Raw genomic sequence first — 17,826 nt, forward strand, 5'->3', positions numbered from 1 at the left:
TCACCTTCCTTTAACCTTACAGTTCTTTTTTTCCCCTGCCGTCGGGAGTATCGGTTTCCTTTTTCTTGATGATGGTATCTATGCGCAATATAGCTTCCGCTACCTCGCCGGCTGTTCTTAGCGCATGAATCTTTACTGGAGCCGGATCGACAATCCCCCGCTCCAGCATGTCTACAATATCTCCCGTATCACAATCTACTCCCAAAGAGTTTTTTTCCTCCCGGGCTTGAGCGGCCCAGACTTCTTCCACTTTTTCCAGGGGGTTAAAGCCGGCATTGGATACTATTTGCGAAAAGGGGCGTTTCAATGCTTCTATCACACAATCCACTCCAAAAGCAGCCATACCTCTAACCTTCTGCCGTTCCTTTTCCACCTCGCGGGCGGCAGCCAGTTCTATGGCACCCCCACCGGCAACAATTCCCCCCTGAATTGCCGCCTGTACTGCAGCTGCTGCATCTTTGGCTATACGTTCTCGCTCTCCAACTACTTCCTCCGTTCCTGCGCCGACCAGAATGGTAGCAGCCGATTCTCCTGCTCCTCCCAAAATACGAACGTGTTCCAATTTCTCATCTTCATACACCCTCTCTGCCCAGCCTAACAGCTTTTCGATCTCGGATATATCTTTCTTCAACCCGGTGCGCTTAATAAGACGGGCACCGGTATGTTCCGCCGCCTTCCGTAATTCTTTGTTAGAAACCCGCTGGAGCACCATAACGCCGGCATCGCTCAAGATTTCCTCCGCTGCATCTGATACGCTGCGGTCTACTATTACCAGTTTGACTCCAAGTTCCACGATTTTCTGAATGTTGTTCCGAAACTCTTCCTGCAGTTGGAGGAAACGATTGAAGCCGGCTTCGGTAGCCAGAGCTTCTTCTTCTATTTCTTCCGGTTCCAAAGCATCATCAATAGCCAAGACTTTCGCTCCCATAATTTCGGCAGGCATCTGCCGGTTCATCCTGGTTCTGTTAATAACAACTCCTTGAAATACCTCGTTTTTAGCACCTACTTCGGCCACAACCGTCTCCAATAATTTAAAATTGGGGTCAAGCAACTTATTTTTTCCTACCAGCCGGGCAGCCTCCAGGGTGAGTTCGGCAATGTCTTCATGTTCTCTGCCTGCTATCAAGGCCACTCTTTTCAGCAAGGGGTCATTGATATCTAAAGGCTGTGCCTCCTTCTGTAAAAAAGCCAGTGCAGTCTTCACACCAGCCCTAATTCCTTCAATAATCCTGACCACTGGTACTCCTTTTACTACCTGTTCTACACCGTTGTTAACCAGGCTGCCTGCTATCAGTGTCGCGGTAGTAGTACCATCCCCCACCTGTTCCTGCTGCGACTTAGCTGTTTTTACAAGCATTTTAGCCGCAGGATGATTGACTTCCATCAAATCGAGAATAGTAACCCCGTCGTTGGTAATAACCACTTCTCCGAATTTATCCACCAACATGGTGTCCAGCCCTTTAGGACCGATGGTCCCTTCCACCGCTGAAGCGACAGCCCTCACAGCATTAGCGTTGGTCATTAAAGCGGCCAGGCGCTCGTCTACTTCCGTATCTCTATTAACCTGTTTTAGACTCATTAATTTTCCCCCTCATAAGGGTTGGAGCTAACGGTAAAAACGCGTCAGGGCTTCAGACAAATGTTCAGCAATGATTTCTACTATAGCCACTGCTTTCGAATACTCCATACGGGTGGGTCCTAAAATACCTATGGTTCCCACTACTTCATTGTTCACTTCATAAGTAGCCGTAATGACGCTGCAGTCCCGGAAACCTTCATACCTATTTTCTCCACCTATGGTGATGGTTAACCCTGATTTGGATGTCTCCAGTAACAAACTCCGGAGAATATTCTCCTCTTCCAAGTTCTTCAACAGATTCTTTAGGCGTTCTACATTTTTAAATTCCGGCTGCTCGAATATATTTAGCGTCCCACCCAAGTAAACTTTTTCCTCTTTCTCCATCAGTAATATTTCTTCCAGCAGCTCCAACACCAGGTTTAGAACATGCTTTTGTTTGGCCAGATCTGAATACAGTTCCCGCAAAGAAAGCTTCTTTATTTCATTTAAAGCTTTACCCCTTAATTTCTCGTTGAATACCGCCGAAATCCGTTCCAGGTCACGTGGCGTAATAGATTCCGGAACGTCCAATATCTGGTTTTCCACCACTCCTGCCGTAGTGACTATAACTACCAGAGCCTTTCCCGGCAATATGGATATTAGTTGTATTTGATGGATAGAACTCTTACCTAAATGCGGTGCCAATATAAGCGAAGTATAATTGGTTAAATCCGAAAGCAACTGGCTGGTACGCTGAATAACTTCCTCAATTTCCTTCACCTTTTGCGTATATTTCTGTCGGATATAATCCCGCTCTTCATCCGCTAGTTGGTGTTTTTCCATTAAGCAATCAACGTAATACCGGTACCCTTGATCGGAAGGTATCCGGCCGGCAGAAGTATGGGGCTGCTCCAATAATCCCATTTCTTCTAAATCGGCCATTTCGTTTCGTACCGTGGCCGGACTAACACCTAAATTGTACTTTCTGGCAATAGTCCGTGAACCAACCGGTTCGGCGGTAGCAATATAATCTTGAACAATAGCCTGCAAAATTTTCCGCTTGCGACTATCAAGCTCGGTCATGAGAGACCACCTTCTTGTTAGCACTCTTTTCTTGTGAGTGCTAAGATTATCTGCTTAAAAAATACCACTACCGAACTCGTTTGTCAAGCAGAAGACAGGCCAGGTTGCTTTAGCCAACAGGCCTTGCCATTTATGTTTATGTTTATATGAATTCTATAAAAACCGTATTGGCCACCGGTAGAGCCTTTTCAGTCAACTTCAGGCAATTCTCCCTTAACTCTACCAGCTTCCATGCTTGTAATTTTTCAATCGCTTCCCTGTAAACTTCTTCTAATTTTAATTTAAAACGTTGTTCAAAAGTTTCTGATGAAACGCCGTCCAAAAGCCGCAGTCCCAGGATCATAGTTTCCGCCATTTCAGTGTCCTGGTCTATCTTTTCTTCAAATTCAACGGGAATCTTACCCTCCCTAACGGTTTCCAAATATTTTTCTAGAGAAAAGGTATTGGTGATACGCCGCCTGTTAAAATAAGAAGAAGCACTTAATCCGGCGCCGATGTATTCCCCGTTGGTCCAATAGTTTAAGTTATGGCGGGAACGTTTTCCGGGTTGAGCAAAATTGGAAATTTCATAGTGTTCGTAACCGGCACCGGTGAGAATCCGCCGGGCGAGTTTATACATTTCGGCGTTAGTCTCTTCCGCCGGCAGGTCTAGCTTCCCCTGACGGTAGAGTTTTTCCCATAAGGTACCCGCTTCCAACTTCAAACCGTAAGTAGAAATATGCTCCGGTCCTAAACTAATGCTTTTCTCCAAAGTTTGTTCCCAATCCGCCAAGGTCTGCCCGGGAAGCCCGTAAATCAGGTCTATATTAATATTAGTGTAGTCGTTCTGCCGAGCTGAAAAATAACTCTTCTCAATATCCTTTACCGTGTGAGCCCGTCCCATTTTCAGCAAGTGTTCCGCATTAAACGATTGAACCCCCAGGGATAAGCGGTTGACCCCTTCGCACCGCCACAGGCGAAGTTTTTCCCGGTTAAGAGTCCCGGGGTTGGCTTCCAGCGTACATTCTATTCCTTCCGGCCAGTCAAAAAAAGCACGTATGCCCTCCAAGATCTGAACCAGCTGAGCAGCACTCAGACAGGAAGGGGTTCCCCCTCCAAGATATACTGATTTTAACCTGCGCTGCCCGGCACTCAAATTCCGGGCATGCAACTCTATTTCTTTTACTAAAAGCCGGACATACTGTTCAACTTTTTCTTCCTCCGGCAAGGGATAGGACAAGAAATCGCAATAAAAACATTTGCGGATACAGAAAGGTATGTGGACATAGAGCCCGATGGCCATATAACTTCCCCTTCCCAAAACCTTAGTCCAAACTCAGGACGGCCATGAAGGCCTCTTGGGGAATTTCTACCTTTCCTACCTGTTTCATCCGCCTCTTGCCCTCTTTCTGTTTCTCCAGCAACTTTCGCTTCCGGGTTACGTCCCCGCCGTAGCATTTGTCAAGCACGTTTTTCCGCAAGGCCCGAATGGTTTCTCTAGCAATTACCTTATTTCCAATGGCCGCCTGAATAGGAACCTCAAACAGCTGCCTGGGTATCAATTCTTTCAATTTTCCGGTCAAGTCTCTTCCCCTCTGGTATGCTTTTTCCCGGTGGACGATGCAGGAAAGGGCATCAACTACTTCACCGTTAATCAAAATATCCAGCTTTACCAGGTCGGACGCCCGGTAGCCCACCAGTTCATAATCAAAAGAAGCATAACCCCGTGTACGGGACTTAAGCCGGTCAAAGAAGTCATAAATTATTTCGTTGAGAGGAAATTCATAGACTAATACCACCCGTTTTTCCGAGAGATAGTTCATATTTACATACTGCCCCCGTTTTTCCTGGGCAAGCTCCATGACCGCACCGACGTAATCGTCGGGAGTCATAATCGTTGCCTTTACAAAGGGCTCTTCAATGCAGTCAATTTCAACCACCGGAGGCATCCGGGTGGGGTTATCCACCATTACTACCTCTCCGTTGGTCTTCGTGACCCGATAAACAACGCTGGGAGCAGTGGTGATGAGATTAAGTTTATATTCCCGCTCCAATCTCTCTTGAATAATTTCCATGTGCAGAAGCCCCAAAAAGCCACAGCGAAACCCAAACCCCAAAGCTGCCGAGGTTTCCGGCTCGAAAATCAATGCGGCATCATTCAATTTCAGTTTTTCCAAAGCGTCCCTAAGCTGCTCATAATCGGTACTCTCTACGGGATAAAGACCGCAGTAGACCATCGGAGTTGCCTTCCGGTATCCCGGCAGCGGGGAAGCAGCCGGGTTCCGGGCGTCGGTAATGGTATCTCCCACTTGGGTATCTTTCACGTTCTTTATACTGGCCGTGAGAAAACCTACTTCTCCCGCCGATAACTTGTCCACTATTTTCATATAGGGGGTAAATACTCCTACTTCATCCACCTCAAAGACTTTACCGGAAGACATCATCTTGATCTGCATCCCTTTGGCCACACTACCCTCTACAATCCGAATATAGGGGACCGCTCCCTTATAGGAATTAAACTGGGAGTCAAAAATAAGGGCCCTCAAGGGAGCATCTACGTCACCAACGGGGGGCGGTATCTTGTTAACAATCGCCTCCAGAATTTCTTCCACTCCCTGCCCGGTTTTGGCTGAAGCTAAAATAGCTTCCGACGCATCCAGCCCGATTATTTCTTCGATTTCTTTTTTGACTCTGTCTGGATCAGCATTGGGAAGGTCAATTTTATTGATAACCGGGATAATTTCCAGGTCATTTTCCAGGGCCAGGTACACGTTGGCTAACGTTTGGGCTTCAATTCCCTGGGCCGCATCAATAACTAAAAGGGCGCCTTCACAGGCCGCCAAGCTGCGGGAAACTTCGTAGGAAAAATCTACGTGTCCTGGTGTATCTATGAGGTTCAACTGGTAGGTCTTCCCGTCCTTGGCCTTATATGATAACCGTACGGCCTGCAGCTTTATGGTAATGCCCCGCTCTCTTTCCAAATCCATCATATCCAGAACCTGTTCTGTAATCTCCCGTTTGTCCAGGGCACCGGTATATTCCAGCAGGCGGTCGGCCAGAGTGGATTTGCCATGGTCAATATGTGCTATTATGCAGAAATTCCTAATGTTACTCTGCCACTTAGGCTGAGTCATATCCCGCTTTTCCTCCCGACAATCCATTCTTAACCTTGATATTATAACACCATTTGTTTGACGGTTCAACAGGATTAAAAATTGAGGCTGGGGAGCCCATACTACACTGGCCGGGAGAAGCGCCTTTTGAGTATGCCCATAACCATTGTCGCTTCCTCCATGCGGAAAATTAAAGCCAGAAGAATATATACTATCATTCCCGCGCCTGCTGCCGCGAACACCTGCAGAGCTTGATTTATTTTCAACGAAATATCTGTAACCTGCTCAATGTAGGAAGCGACTACATAACTGCACAGACCCATTACCGAGGCTGCAAAAAGACTTTTGACAAAAGAAAATAACATCTGGTAACCGTTTATTCCTCCCAATTTCCGCTTGAGAATAAACAGCAAAAGCATCATATTAAATATACCGGCCACCGAATAAGCCAGCGCCAGGCCACCATGTCCCAGCTTTTTAATCAAAACGAAGTTGAGGTAAATATTGAGGAGAATGGTCAAGACACCCCCGGTTACTGGAGTACGGGTGTCATGCAGGGCGTAAAATACCCGGTTGAGAACCTGTATGGCCGAATAAGCAAACAGTCCCAAGGAATAAAACAGCAGGGCGTAAGCTGTTGCCTGGGTCGCCTGAGGGGTAAACTTTCCCTGCTCAAACAAGAGGCGAACTATGGGAACGCGCAGGGAAATCAGGCCGGCTGCAGCAGGGACGGTAAGAAAGATAACCGACCGGATTCCCAATGACATAGTATGTTTAAACTGTTCCCGCTCCTTCCGCGCGGCCTGAGAGGTGAGAGTGGGAAAAACAGCTACGGCAACCGCGATCGCAAATACGCCTATAGGAAGTTGCATTAAGCGTTGAGCGGTGCGCAGAGCCGCCACTATCCCCGGCGCAAGGGTAGAGGCTAAATTTTGATTGACAAATAGATTAAACTGGGTTACCGACAAACCTATAAGTACCGGCAGCATTAAACTTCCCAACTTCCGCACGCCCGGATGAGTAAGGTTAAAGGAAAACCGGTAGCGCAGCCCCATTCTAATTAAAACGGGTAACTGCACCCCAAAATTGAGCATTGCTCCCACTACTACTCCTACCGAAAAACCTGCTATACCCAACAAAGGGGATAGCAGTAACCCAACTGCAATAATGGCCAGATTGTAAAGTACGGAACCCAGAGCAGGAGCAAAGAAATGCTTGTAGGAATTAAGAATACCCATAGACATTCCGCTCAAAGCCATAAAGAAGGCCTGGGCAAACATAATTCTGGTCAGCATAACGGTTAGTTCCAAACTAGCGGGATTAAAGCCGGGAACCAGCAAATAGATCAACTTCGGTGTATAAATCAAACCTAAAGATATACCTACCACCATGAGAACCATAATAACATTAAAAACTATACTGGCCATTTCCCAGGCTTCTTTTTCCCGTTCAGTCGCTATATAACTGGAAAATACGGGAATAAAAGAAGAGCTTAAAGCTCCTCCTACCAACAACATATAGAGAAAATCAGGAACCGAAAAAGCAGCATTGTAGGCGTCGGTTATGCGGTTCTGTCCAAACTGAGCGTAGATAACCACGTCGCGCAAGTATCCGAGAATTCTGGACACTACCATGGAAATCATAATTAGTCCAGCGGCTTTCGCAACTCGTTGACCTTCCACTGCAGATCCCTTCCTGCAAGAATTCCAACTTATTATACCATTTTTTGCTGATCCTAAAAAGTGCTGCTCCCATAATCAATCCTCGGTTCATTTATGGTTGATTAAAAAATCATCCAACCGGTACTGTTTTCCCATAAATTCCACGTTCAGCTCGTGATTCTCCCAATTCAGTTTCAAGAACCACGCCGGGGAACCATCTCCCATTAAACTGGCGAAACCGCTTGATGCAACGTTCAAGCCAGCTACCAAAAGCCAAAGAACCAGAACTACCACTCCGAAGAACCTCAAAGCTGACATGGTGAGCACCTCCCTGGATCGTTTATTTTTCTTGCCAACCTTTTCTGGTTCATTCCAGTTCCTCCAGCACGGCCTTAAGAACCCTGGCTAAAAATGTAACTGCTTGTTTTGCTTCTTCCAAAGAGTTTTTGACACTTCCTACCTCAACTAAAATTGCACGGGGATGTAGGTGTTGGTTATAACGCCCCGACTGCACCCTTACTCCCCTCGAGAGACCGGGAAACATTTCCTCCATTTTCCGATGAACTTTAAGGGCAAACTGCCAGTTCTTTTTCCACGTGGGATGATCCCACCGGGCATCGCTGCCGACAATCAACAATATCCTGGCTGCCGGTTTTCCTTCGATGTAAACCAATTCTTTTTCTTTCAATCCGGCGTCCCGATGAATATCTATTAATACCTTTATGGATGGATGTTCCCGCAACATCTTCTTAGCCGTCTCTTCCGAATTTCCGTAAGACTGGTTCCAGTCAGGATAATCATGAATCTTCTCGGAACGTGCCGTTCTCACCCCTATCTCCTCCAAAGAATTCTGCAGAGTTTCTGCTACTTTGACTACCCCTCCGTTTTTCCCTTCCAAGCGGTCGGTTCCATCGGTAGGAAGATACGTTTCGGCATTATGAGTGTTATAAATACCAACCAGAATTTCATTTGAGGGCAGTTGCACGGGAACGTTTGTCTCTACCACAGCTATTTCCTTATCTTCCTCTTTTTCAACGGTTATTTCTTCCGCCACGGAAGCTTCAGCGGTAAGGGTAGCACCCTGGATAGTATTGAAGAGAACTAATTGAGCCTGCAGGAAACTCTTGGGGTCGTTCACCTTCACTTGGGCAACCGCGCGGACCGCGTCCTCCACAAAATCCTCCGGTGTCCGCCCGGACTCAATTTCCTCCTGCATGGTTAAAACCGGGAGCTGAGAAGTCAGTATTTTTAAGTAATTTTCCTGGTTAAAAACAGCTGTATGCAGTACCGGCCTCCAGCCGCCGGCCAGGGTACTACTCTTAATTCCAATTAATAGAGAAAAAACAATAATAACAGTTAAAATTATTGCCTTTAAGCCAAATAACCATCTAACCGGTATACGGCATCTGCCCCTCCACCTGAACTCTTTCACCTTTGTCCCTCCCTTTGGGTACATTGAATTTTATGCTTATCTCCAGGAAAATATTACAAATAAGAGCAGCAGTATTTCTGTTAAATCGACATAAAAAAACGGCCTCCGAAAGAAGGCCGCTTTGCTGCCTGTAATTAACGCAGCTCAGTAGGAACAAAAGCATCAATGACGCCGATGACTAAAGCCGCCAATAAAGCTCCCACCACGTTGACAGAAATGTAGGCAGGTACGATAAATTTGGCCAAGTAAATTACTACAGCAGAGGTGATAAAGCCTACAATACCCCGATTTTGAGGAGAAACCTTATCACCCAAAATGCTCTCAACAATATAGCCTAAAACAGCAATTACTACCGCAGCAATTAAGGCTCCTGTAAATCCGGCTACATTAATACCCGGAAGCAACCAGCTGACCAGCATCAACACCAGCGCCGAAACAACAAAACGGACAATCATGCCAATCATCCAAACTCACCTCCTAGCCATTTTATCCATATAATTTCCAAAAACAGCAAATTATATACAATCCAGCCACTTTAAAAACTTTCCTATAGTCCCTTGCGTATTGTCCAGCCAAATGGTAAAATATACGTTGTTAGTTGAGCAAATACCACCAGAGGCGTTTTTTTGGGCAAGGAGGTGACTTCAAAGCAAATGCCTAATATTAAATCCGCCAAAAAAAGAGTAAAACTCATCCGCATACGTACGCAAAGAAACAAAGCAGTCAAATCGATGGTTAAAACTGCTATCAGGCGTTTTCACGAAGCCTTAGCGGAGGGCAACGAGGAAAAAATTCAAGAGACTTTCCGCAGAGCCATAAAATTAGTAGACAAGGCAGCCGCTAAAGGAGTCATACACAAAAATAATGCCGCCAGGAAAAAATCCAAATTGTACCGCAAGTTGAACGAACGTGCCAGTTAATTTGAAGACGCCCTTGAGCAGAAAAAAGAACCCGTAAGTGGGTTCTTTTTCGTCCTTCAATTTTATTCCTCCACTGTCACATATTCTGCGACCTTTTTCTTGTCTTTAGAAGATATTGCCTTCAGTTTTAATGGTTCTTCAAACCTTTTCTCAATACCTTTCACATATTTAGGATTTATTTCTATCATAATGAAATTTCTATTCAGTGCCTGAGCTACATAACCGGTAGTACCCACGCCGGCAACCGGATCCAAGATGGTGTCTCCTTCTTGAGTGGAGGTCAGAATCACCCTGCGCAGTAACTCAACCGGCTTTTGCGTAGAATGCAGTTTTTTTCCGTCCTCTCCTTTTAACCGCTCCCGACCACTGCATATGGGCAAAACCCAAACATTGGCCCCAATTTTACCTATTCCAAACTCTTTAGCAAATTCTTTGTTGAATGTATATTTCTTGGCCTTCTTATCTTTTACCGCCCAAATCAAAGTCTCAGTAGCGTTGGTAAATCTGACCCCCAGCCAGTTGGGCATGGGGTTGGTTTTAACCCAGTGAACATCATTGAGTATCCAGTAGCCCAAATCCTGCATGATTTTACCAATTCGGAAAATGCTATGGTAAGTAGCTATAACCCAAAGGGTGGCATTGGGTTTCATGACCCTGCGGATCGCCAGCAAAATGTTTTTTATAAATTCATCATATTCTTCAAAAGACCCGAACTGGTCCCAATCATCGTTAACCCCTTCAACCACTGTCCTGACTGTCCACCTTCTTAATTCTTTCGGAGGTAACTGGAGAAAATAGGGAGGGTCCATAAAAACCATGTCCACCGATTCTTCCGGTAACTTTCTTAATACTGTTAGGGCGTCACCCAGCAGGACTTTATTGAGCACCTCTCGGCAGGTATAACTCTCTTTTTCCGGCCTGTCAATCAACACGAGACTATTTTCATTGTGCCCTGCAACCCCATCCAACAGTTATCGCCTCTCTTTCTAAACGTTACGCGCATGACTTCCCGGCGGAAAATTTAAGGACAACAAAGCTATTTCCATAAGATAAACAGGATCGCCCTGGCCGGTTTTAACGGCAATATCCAATTCCAGCATGCGCCGCAGAGCCTCTTCCAAATTTGCTCTGGAAAAATTTCGTGATTGCTGCAGGCATTTTTGAGCCACATAAGGATGAAGTTGTAACTCCCGCGCAATCTGCTTTTCGGAAAAACCCTTTTCCAATAATCCTTTAACTTGCAGCATTAAACGAAACTGCCGGGCTATCATAAATAGGATTTTGAGCGGCGGTTCACCCCAGTTAAGCATTTCTCTCATTAAGAGCACTGCCTTTTCCGTCTTCCTTTCACCAATAGCATCAACCAGCCTGAAAATATTGCCTTCTTCCGTTTTGCTTATGAGATCCGTTATGTCCGATAGGGTAATAATATCTTTATCCCCCAGAAAAGTACATATCTTTTCTATTTCGTTCTCCAATAAAAAGAGATTTTCTCCCACCGCCGCAACAAGGTATTGCAACGCCGGAAATTCTATCCTTTTGCCCCGCTGTTCTACCCGCTTTTTTACCCATGCACTCAACGCCTTCCCCTTCAAAAGCGGGAAGTTGACTACTTCCCCTTTCTCCTGCACTGCCCGGTATAGGCGTTTCCGTGCGTCCACCTTCCCTTCTACCGTAAAAACCAGGCAAGTAGACGGTAGAGGCCGGGACAGGTAGTCCAGCAACATTTTTTCTTCATCTTTGGACCCCGATTTTTCCGCAGAGCGTGATCGAAACATTTCCGCCTCCTTTACTACTACCAGCCGCCGTTCCGCCAAAACCGGGAGGGTATTGGCCGCCTCTACAATGCGCGCCACCGGGACTTCCGACCCGTCTAAAACATCATAATTGAAATCACTGCACCCAGAGGTTACAATCTTGTTTTTTAGCGCCTCTAATACTTCTTGAAATAAAAACTTTTCTTCACCGTAAAAAAGGTATACAGGGGCAATCTCATTCTTTTCGATTTTCGTTAAAAGCTGTTGGTAATTCATTTAAGTTCCACCTCTCATCTGCTAGAAAACCAGGCTACGGTTTCCGAATGAGGTAACATAGTACGGACCTTCCAGTTCCGCCGGTCTACATCTATTATAACAGCGCCGTGAAGATCAGTACGAAAAACGGGAACCTGCCGTTCTCTCCAGTAGTCCAAAATTTCAGGTGAAGGATGTCCGAAAACATTCCTGCCCACTGATATTACCGCCACCTCAGGACTTACCCGCTCCAAAAATTCCTTATGCAAAGAAAACCTGCTGCCGTGATGAGATACCTTAAATATATCTGCTTCTACGTCCACCTGCCTCTGAAGCATTTCGACCATGGCCTCCTGCTCAATATCTCCGGTCAAGAGCACGCTCTTGTCACCGTAACTTATCTTTAAAACAAGAGAGTAGTTATTCAGATTCTCCCGGAACTCCTCCGGCCGATGGCTGGGGTGAAGCACTTCTATGGTTAACAAGGGATCTATTTCAATCCGGTCGCCGCGTCTGACAAAATTATACCGTATCTCCCGAGAATTTAAGAGGGTCAAAAATTCCTCCAACTCCTCATTGGGTTCTACCGGCGGCATGACCACCAGAGATATCGGAAATTCCCTTGCTACGGCCAGCAAGCCTTCCAGGTGATCCCGGTGAGGATGAGTGTTAACCACCAAGTCCAACTTTTTAATCCCCTGGCGAACCAGAAAAGGTACCACTATTTGCTCTCCTACCTCAAAACCCATGCTTGAAGACGAGCCACCACCGTCAACCAAAATGTGCTTTCCGGAAGGAGTTTTTATATATATGGCATCTCCTTGCCCTACATCCAGGAATACCAACTGCAGGGAACCGGGGCGTGTCTCCCAAAGGACCAGGAGCATAACTGAAAGCAGCAAGAGGGTCGCTATACTTGTTACTACTTTTTGCCTGTTCTCTTCCCACCAGCGCTTAAATTGTTCATAATGACGGTGCTGCCAGATTTCCCGCCCGGCCACCAAAAGTATAAAATAAGCGGCTACCGACCAAGGCTCCGGTGTGGCCACTTTCAATGCGGCCCCGGGGATTTCAGACAGAAAATTCACTGTTGTCTCCAGCAATTCAGCCAGAGCGCCGGCGCTGTAAGCCAGGACTTCAGCCAAAAAAGGAAACAGGAAAACCAGGATGAATACAACCAAACCCAAATTAACAATTATTCCTACCAGCGAAGCCGCCACCAAATTAGCCGCCAACCCAACTAAGGAAACCGTATTGAAGTAATAGCCGCTCAAAGGGAGCACCGCCAGTTGGGCAGCTATGGGGACTACTAGCCAACGGCGCCAGGACGGGAACCAAACCAGCATCCCGTCCACCAGGGGATAAAAATATACTATTCCCCAGGTGGCGATAAAAGACAACTGAAACCCAGGATCATAGAGCAATAATGGATTGTAAATTAGCAGGATAAACGCCGCCAGCGCCAGGCTGGAGTAAAAATCCCTCTCTCTGCCAAAATAATAAGCCGCCACTCCAACCACAGCCATGATACTGGCCCTTACCACTGAAGGGGCAAAGCCGGTCAACGCCCCGTAAAACAGGCAGGCTAGGAAAACTAGCCCCAGGGTTGTACCCCGGTTTAAGCGCAAAGCTCCTGATACACCCAACACCAAAGCTACCAAAAAGCCTACATGCAGTCCGGACACGGCAAATATATGCATAACCCCTGCCCTTAAAAATCGTTCCTGCTCCCCGTCTTCCAAAACTTCTTTGTCTCCGAAAAGGACCGCCCGCAGGATTCGGGCCTGCTGCGGAGGCAGGTGTTCCGTTAAAAACGTTACCACCCGCCCTTTAGCCTTCAAAGCTTCCCAGATTAACGGATTTCCTACCCGGTTACCCTTCCACCTGACACCGTTACTCCCGTAGACCTTCAATTGGGTATAAATCCCGTGACGCCTGAGGTAACTCCGGTAACTAAACTCTCCCGGGTTACGAGCTTCCGGCGGCAGGGAAAGATTCCCTCGTACCTCCAGCACATCCCCATAATGGTAAATTTCCGCCGGACCTTCCCCGAGGTAAATTATGAGCTGGACTTTTTCTTTTAACGGAAAAGTAATATTTTCGGCCCGAAGCTGCCTGACCCGAAAATCGTAAACAACCCTTTTTTCATACACGCGGGCTTCTGATACCACTTGTCCCTCAACCTGAACCTGTTTCCCTACGTAAGGAACCAGTAAAGAATTTTCAGCTACCGCCAGCCGTCCCCATAGCACTCCGGCAAGGGTCATAGCCACAAGTACCAAGGCCATAACTCCCCGCCACCCGTTGCGGTAGCCAAGGTAAGCAAAGGTCACGAAAGCGATCCCTAAAAAAAGTAAAACCTCAACCGGCCAGGGAAGTATATTACCAAGCCATATACCTGTCGCGAAACTTCCTACCAAGAATACCAAAGGCCGTTCCACTAAACCTCATCCCCTGCAAGCCCTTGCAATCTCCTGCTACATGCTTCTAACCTTGAGAGAAAATTAAAACCGGATAGCTATTGCTTCCGGCTACGCTTTATCAAAGACAATCAATTTTTCGACATATACCAGCAATTTCCTGCTAGTTTCTTTTAAGAAAATAAAAACCCGTCCTTAACGCTGGTAGTTCACTTTAATTGCCAGCTGGCCGGTTCAGGCCCCGACTGAGGGGACAGGCGGCAATGCACATACCACACCGACGCCCACCCAGCTTGACAAAAATATAGTGATAGCACTTTTCCTTATCCATACGCCATCCAGCTTCGGGTGTATATAATTCTTCCCACCCGGTAAGGGCTCCTGCCGGGCAGTTTCTCACACATTTTCCGCACCGGTTGCACAGGCTATCCTTGAACGGTTGATCGGGTGTAAGTTCTACCTCTGTAATAACCGTAGCCAACCGGACACGGCTGCCGTAATCCGGGGTAAGTATCAGGTTGTTGACTCCGAAGCAGCCCAACCCGGCTGCCACGGCAGCATGTTTGTGAGATATGTCTCCCCGTAGGCGGGCACCGTCACCGATACTGGCCGTGGCCGGAAAAGCCATACTGTCAAAGCCCTTTTTCTCTATAAATTTGGCTATCTTGTGCCCAAGATGGTTCAGGGTACTGTTGGCACATTCAAATTCCAGTAAATATTCGTTACGGCTTTGAGGCAAATTCAGTACCGGCCCCCGGTTAAGCGCATACCCAATGGAAATAACACTTTTTGTCGTTGGAAGATAGTCGGTGGGGCGGCATCCCTCCGGGGCCTCCTTCAGACTCTCCGCGCCAGCTATTCCGACCAGGTCTGCCCCCTGCGAGTAAAGATACTCTTTGACTTCCTCAGTCAAGCCCATCTGTATTTCTCCTTTCCCATTAATATACCGCAAAACCCCCTGTTTACCTTTGGATCATTTAAACTCCTGGTTTCAAATTTCTGTAGGAAACTTCAGCCCAAAGCCAGTGCTTTTTGGATAGCTTCAATTATAGTTTCTTTAAAAATTTTCAGGTCAACATTCTTAACTTCAATGGGCACCTGAGTATATTCGAAAAATTCTAAAATTTGTTCATCCTTGAATTCGCAGACGCCGGTGTCCAACAAAATAATTTTATCGTAAGAGCCGAAATTTTGCCTGGCATCACATTCGTCCCACTGCAATCTTTCCTTAAAGATTTCCTTCCAGTTTTTCAACCACCCGGGACTCAGGTAAAATTTTTTTGTTTCTTTATCGAGTTCTTCCATTTTCTTTCCTAAAATCAGCTCAATACAATTGGCCTGGGCAAATCTAACTGCAGAGCAATTCTTTAATACCTCGTCCAATTCCGGATGGCATTTGGAACCGTAAAGTAGAACTACACGGCTATCCTTCAAGGAACTTACAGTCTTCAATACTGACTTAATCAAGTCATCCAGATTCACGTGTAATCCCGCCGCCAAATAAACAACTTCTACCTTACAGTTCAGTATTCCTTCATCGATTATTTGCGTCAGTACTTCCTGCAACTCAGGCTGAAAAATGCCACAAGAAACAATATATACCTTATATACCTTCGAGACAGCATTATCTACCATCTCTTCCCCCACCTTCTACGAGCTATCCTAATTTTATCCCGACTAAAACCTCCCCTGCTGTAAAATAATTTACAAATCGATAATATTTATATGAAACCAAATCGAGAAGGTTACCGACCTCTAGCAACTTACCCTACTGTTGAACTAGGCAAATTCAATTAAATCCAGTAGTTCCTGCTTGGTTCGCGGGAAATGCGTCCCGTTTATCCAGCCCTTCTCCCGCAGTTTACCGTAGATTTCTAAAATCCAGGGACGAACCATGCCCGCCTTTTGGAGTAGATTTTCGTCCGCAAAGACGGTTTCTGGTGTTCCTTCCCCGACGACTTCACCTTCTTTCATCAAGATAATGTGATCCGCCCAGGAGTAGGCCAGGTCCACATCATGAGTGGAAAGAAGAAGAGTTTTCCCCTGGGCGTTAATCTTGTCCAAAAGTTTTAGCGTCTGCCGGGTACTAATAGGATCCAGCCAGGCGGTAGGTTCATCCAGAATGATGACCTCGGGATCCATAGCCAGAACATCGGCAATGGCAACTCTCTTCTTTTCTCCATAACTTAAAAGATGGGTAGGCCGGTCTTTCAGATGGGTAATCCCCGTCTCTTCCATGGCTTGGAAAACTTTTTCATAAGTTTCCTTCTTGGAAAGCCCCAGGTTTAAAGGACCAAAAGAAATTTCCTGAAATACATTGGCCGAAAACAATTGGGTATCAGGATCCTGAAAGACAATGCCTACGTTCTTGCGGAGCTTTTTAAGAAATGATTTGCCGTAGAGCACCTTCTCCCCAGCAAACCTTATTTCCCCTCTTTCCGGCCTATAAATGCCGTTAAAATGCAGAAATAAAGTAGATTTGCCGGCACCGTTATGGCCTAATACCACCGTCTTTTTGCCTTTTTCAATACCAAGTGAAATCCCTCGTAAAGCCTCAGTTCCGTCTTCGTACTGAAAATAAACATTATGGGCTTCTAAAATATACTCTTTCAAATTATTCCCCTCCCGTGAAGCCCCAGAACAATAAGTAAAGCTTCTACTGCGGCTATGGCTAAGATATTTTTGTAAGACACGCTGTATCTGGGTTCCAGCACATTGATACTTCCGGTATAGCCCCGGGAAAGGAGGGCTGTGAAACTTATTCTGGAACGCCAATAAGTCCTGATGAATAGATTGGACAACAGCGCACCTAAAGACCTATAAGTCGAAGCAAAAGAAAAATATCCGCAGCGGGAGGCCTGAGATAGATGTATCCTCCCTGCCGTCTCTAATAAGACAAAAATAAACCGGTAGATCAAACTCATAAGCTCGACAAACAGTGGAGGCGCCTTGAGCTTTCTTAAAATGATAATTATATCTGTCATAGGAGTGGTTAAAGCCAAAAAGTAAAGACAGGACACCGCCCCCAGAGCTTTGAAAAACAGCCGGAGAGCCAAGTATAAATCTCCCGGCTGCACCCCAACCAAAAATCTCCCTACGGTGAAACCGGAAACAACATCAACATCATGGTAGGAAAAGGACACGGCAATTGCCGCTACTCCCGCTATCAGAAAACCCAAAGGTAAACTCAACAATTTAACGTACAATCTCCATCTTACACCAGCCAAGATTATCGTTGCGCCCGACATCATAATAATGATGATCATTGAAGTATTTATGGTATCAAATATTAAGCCTACCGCCATGGTAATCAGAGCAAAAGCAAATTTTTCGCCGGGATGTACAGAAAGAAGTTTATTGGCATAAGCATACTGGTCAATTTTGAACATTACCTTCTCCGGCTCCCATTCCCTTCTTTTTTCCTACTAAATACCCCAGATAAAAACATACGAACCCGGCTCCGATGGCCGCCTGAAGGGCAAAAAGAAGACTTTCAATTTCACCGCTGGGAGGCTCCCATAACGGTTCAAACCAGGGATTTAATCCTGGGCTCAGCTCCATGATAATCCCTTCTGCTTGACTATCCGCGCCCCCATACTCGGCGTGAGGATTAATCATTAACGGCAGGGCAGCAATTATAACCGCCAG

The 17,826-nt window shown here is 46.2% G+C and carries 17 protein-coding genes; 1 reads left to right on the forward strand and 16 read right to left on the reverse strand.

Going from position 1 to position 17,826, the window contains the following annotated elements; genetic code table 11:
• Positions 1–16: 16 nt before the first annotated feature.
• The 8 genes from KKC1_RS11500 to KKC1_RS11535 all read right to left on the reverse strand — a co-directional run bounded on the left by KKC1_RS11500 (position 17) and on the right by KKC1_RS11535 (position 9,290).
• Positions 17–1,579: a TCP-1/cpn60 chaperonin family protein gene (locus tag KKC1_RS11500; protein ID WP_088554591.1), complete on the reverse strand. Its 1,563-nt coding sequence runs from the start codon at positions 1,577–1,579 to the stop codon at positions 17–19.
• Positions 1,580–1,606: 27 nt separating this feature from the next.
• Entirely contained in the window at positions 1,607–2,641 is a 1,035-nt protein-coding gene (gene hrcA, locus KKC1_RS11505) for a heat-inducible transcriptional repressor HrcA (RefSeq protein WP_088554592.1), read from the reverse strand.
• A gap of 142 nt (positions 2,642–2,783) precedes the next feature.
• Complete coding sequence (gene hemW / locus KKC1_RS11510; RefSeq protein ID WP_088554593.1) at positions 2,784–3,923, reverse strand: radical SAM family heme chaperone HemW; 1,140 nt, start codon at positions 3,921–3,923, stop codon at positions 2,784–2,786.
• A 22-nt stretch (positions 3,924–3,945) separates the two neighbouring features.
• Entirely contained in the window at positions 3,946–5,754 is a 1,809-nt protein-coding gene (lepA, locus tag KKC1_RS11515) for a translation elongation factor 4 (protein ID WP_088554594.1), read from the reverse strand.
• Between the two features lie 101 nt (positions 5,755–5,855).
• A complete protein-coding gene (murJ, locus tag KKC1_RS11520; RefSeq protein ID WP_238134295.1) occupies positions 5,856–7,415 on the reverse strand; it encodes a murein biosynthesis integral membrane protein MurJ in 1,560 nt (519 codons plus the stop codon).
• 87 nt (positions 7,416–7,502) lie between these two features.
• On the reverse strand, positions 7,503–7,712 hold the full coding sequence (locus KKC1_RS11525) for a hypothetical protein (RefSeq protein ID WP_088554595.1): 210 nt from the start codon (positions 7,710–7,712) through the stop codon (positions 7,503–7,505).
• A 49-nt stretch (positions 7,713–7,761) separates the two neighbouring features.
• Positions 7,762–8,826 carry a stage II sporulation protein P gene (gene spoIIP, locus KKC1_RS11530; RefSeq protein WP_192868217.1) on the reverse strand — a complete coding sequence of 355 codons (1,065 nt, stop codon included), beginning with the start codon at positions 8,824–8,826 and terminating at the stop codon, positions 7,762–7,764.
• A 134-nt stretch (positions 8,827–8,960) separates the two neighbouring features.
• Complete coding sequence (locus KKC1_RS11535) at positions 8,961–9,290, reverse strand: phage holin family protein (RefSeq protein WP_088554597.1); 330 nt, start codon at positions 9,288–9,290, stop codon at positions 8,961–8,963.
• A gap of 189 nt (positions 9,291–9,479) precedes the next feature.
• Here KKC1_RS11535 and rpsT point away from each other — a divergent pair, with 189 nt between their 5' ends.
• On the forward strand, positions 9,480–9,746 hold the full coding sequence (gene rpsT / locus KKC1_RS11540; RefSeq protein WP_088554598.1) for a 30S ribosomal protein S20: 267 nt from the start codon (positions 9,480–9,482) through the stop codon (positions 9,744–9,746).
• A gap of 62 nt (positions 9,747–9,808) precedes the next feature.
• Here rpsT and KKC1_RS11545 read toward each other — a convergent pair whose 3' ends face one another.
• From KKC1_RS11545 to KKC1_RS16350, 8 genes are all read right to left on the reverse strand, one after another.
• Positions 9,809–10,714: a DNA-methyltransferase gene (locus tag KKC1_RS11545; RefSeq protein ID WP_088554599.1), complete on the reverse strand. Its 906-nt coding sequence runs from the start codon at positions 10,712–10,714 to the stop codon at positions 9,809–9,811.
• 18 nt (positions 10,715–10,732) lie between these two features.
• On the reverse strand, positions 10,733–11,779 hold the full coding sequence (gene holA / locus KKC1_RS11550) for a DNA polymerase III subunit delta (protein ID WP_088554600.1): 1,047 nt from the start codon (positions 11,777–11,779) through the stop codon (positions 10,733–10,735).
• Positions 11,780–11,793: 14 nt separating this feature from the next.
• Positions 11,794–14,199, reverse strand: a complete 2,406-nt coding sequence (locus KKC1_RS11555; RefSeq protein ID WP_088554601.1) for a DNA internalization-related competence protein ComEC/Rec2 — start codon at positions 14,197–14,199, stop codon at positions 11,794–11,796.
• Between the two features lie 193 nt (positions 14,200–14,392).
• A complete protein-coding gene (locus KKC1_RS11560) occupies positions 14,393–15,097 on the reverse strand; it encodes a 4Fe-4S dicluster domain-containing protein (RefSeq protein WP_088554602.1) in 705 nt (234 codons plus the stop codon).
• Between the two features lie 92 nt (positions 15,098–15,189).
• Positions 15,190–15,813 (reverse strand): DUF1638 domain-containing protein, encoded by a 624-nt coding sequence (locus KKC1_RS11565; RefSeq protein ID WP_088554603.1) that lies wholly within the window; start codon positions 15,811–15,813, stop codon positions 15,190–15,192.
• A gap of 144 nt (positions 15,814–15,957) precedes the next feature.
• Complete coding sequence (locus KKC1_RS11570; RefSeq protein WP_088554604.1) at positions 15,958–16,791, reverse strand: energy-coupling factor ABC transporter ATP-binding protein; 834 nt, start codon at positions 16,789–16,791, stop codon at positions 15,958–15,960.
• A complete protein-coding gene (cbiQ, locus tag KKC1_RS11575; protein ID WP_088554605.1) occupies positions 16,788–17,567 on the reverse strand; it encodes a cobalt ECF transporter T component CbiQ in 780 nt (259 codons plus the stop codon). Before cbiQ ends, KKC1_RS11570 begins: the two co-directional genes overlap by 4 nt.
• A partial coding sequence (locus tag KKC1_RS16350; RefSeq protein ID WP_088554606.1) for an energy-coupling factor ABC transporter substrate-binding protein occupies positions 17,554–17,826 on the reverse strand: 273 nt, incomplete at its 5' end. The genes KKC1_RS16350 and cbiQ, both read right to left, overlap by 14 nt.

The organism is Calderihabitans maritimus (assembly GCF_002207765.1).
Lineage (GTDB): Bacteria > Bacillota > KKC1 > Calderihabitantales > Calderihabitantaceae > Calderihabitans > Calderihabitans maritimus.

Excerpts from the sequence above, each read along its gene's own strand:
- holA (WP_088554600.1), bottom strand. The coding sequence starts at position 11,779 with ATGAATTACCAACAGCTTTTAACGAAAATCGAAAAGAATGAGATTGCC.
- KKC1_RS11535 (WP_088554597.1), bottom strand. The coding sequence starts at position 9,290 with ATGATTGGCATGATTGTCCGTTTTGTTGTTTCGGCGCTGGTGTTGATG.
- hemW (WP_088554593.1), bottom strand. The coding sequence starts at position 3,923 with ATGGCCATCGGGCTCTATGTCCACATACCTTTCTGTATCCGCAAATGT.
- KKC1_RS11525 (WP_088554595.1), bottom strand. The coding sequence starts at position 7,712 with ATGTCAGCTTTGAGGTTCTTCGGAGTGGTAGTTCTGGTTCTTTGGCTT.
- KKC1_RS11500 (WP_088554591.1), bottom strand. The coding sequence starts at position 1,579 with ATGAGTCTAAAACAGGTTAATAGAGATACGGAAGTAGACGAGCGCCTG.
- hrcA (WP_088554592.1), bottom strand. The coding sequence starts at position 2,641 with ATGACCGAGCTTGATAGTCGCAAGCGGAAAATTTTGCAGGCTATTGTT.
- KKC1_RS11565 (WP_088554603.1), bottom strand. The coding sequence starts at position 15,813 with ATGGTAGATAATGCTGTCTCGAAGGTATATAAGGTATATATTGTTTCT.
- cbiQ (WP_088554605.1), bottom strand. The coding sequence starts at position 17,567 with ATGTTCAAAATTGACCAGTATGCTTATGCCAATAAACTTCTTTCTGTA.
- rpsT (WP_088554598.1), top strand. The coding sequence starts at position 9,480 with ATGCCTAATATTAAATCCGCCAAAAAAAGAGTAAAACTCATCCGCATA.
- lepA (WP_088554594.1), bottom strand. The coding sequence starts at position 5,754 with ATGACTCAGCCTAAGTGGCAGAGTAACATTAGGAATTTCTGCATAATA.
- KKC1_RS11560 (WP_088554602.1), bottom strand. The coding sequence starts at position 15,097 with ATGGGCTTGACTGAGGAAGTCAAAGAGTATCTTTACTCGCAGGGGGCA.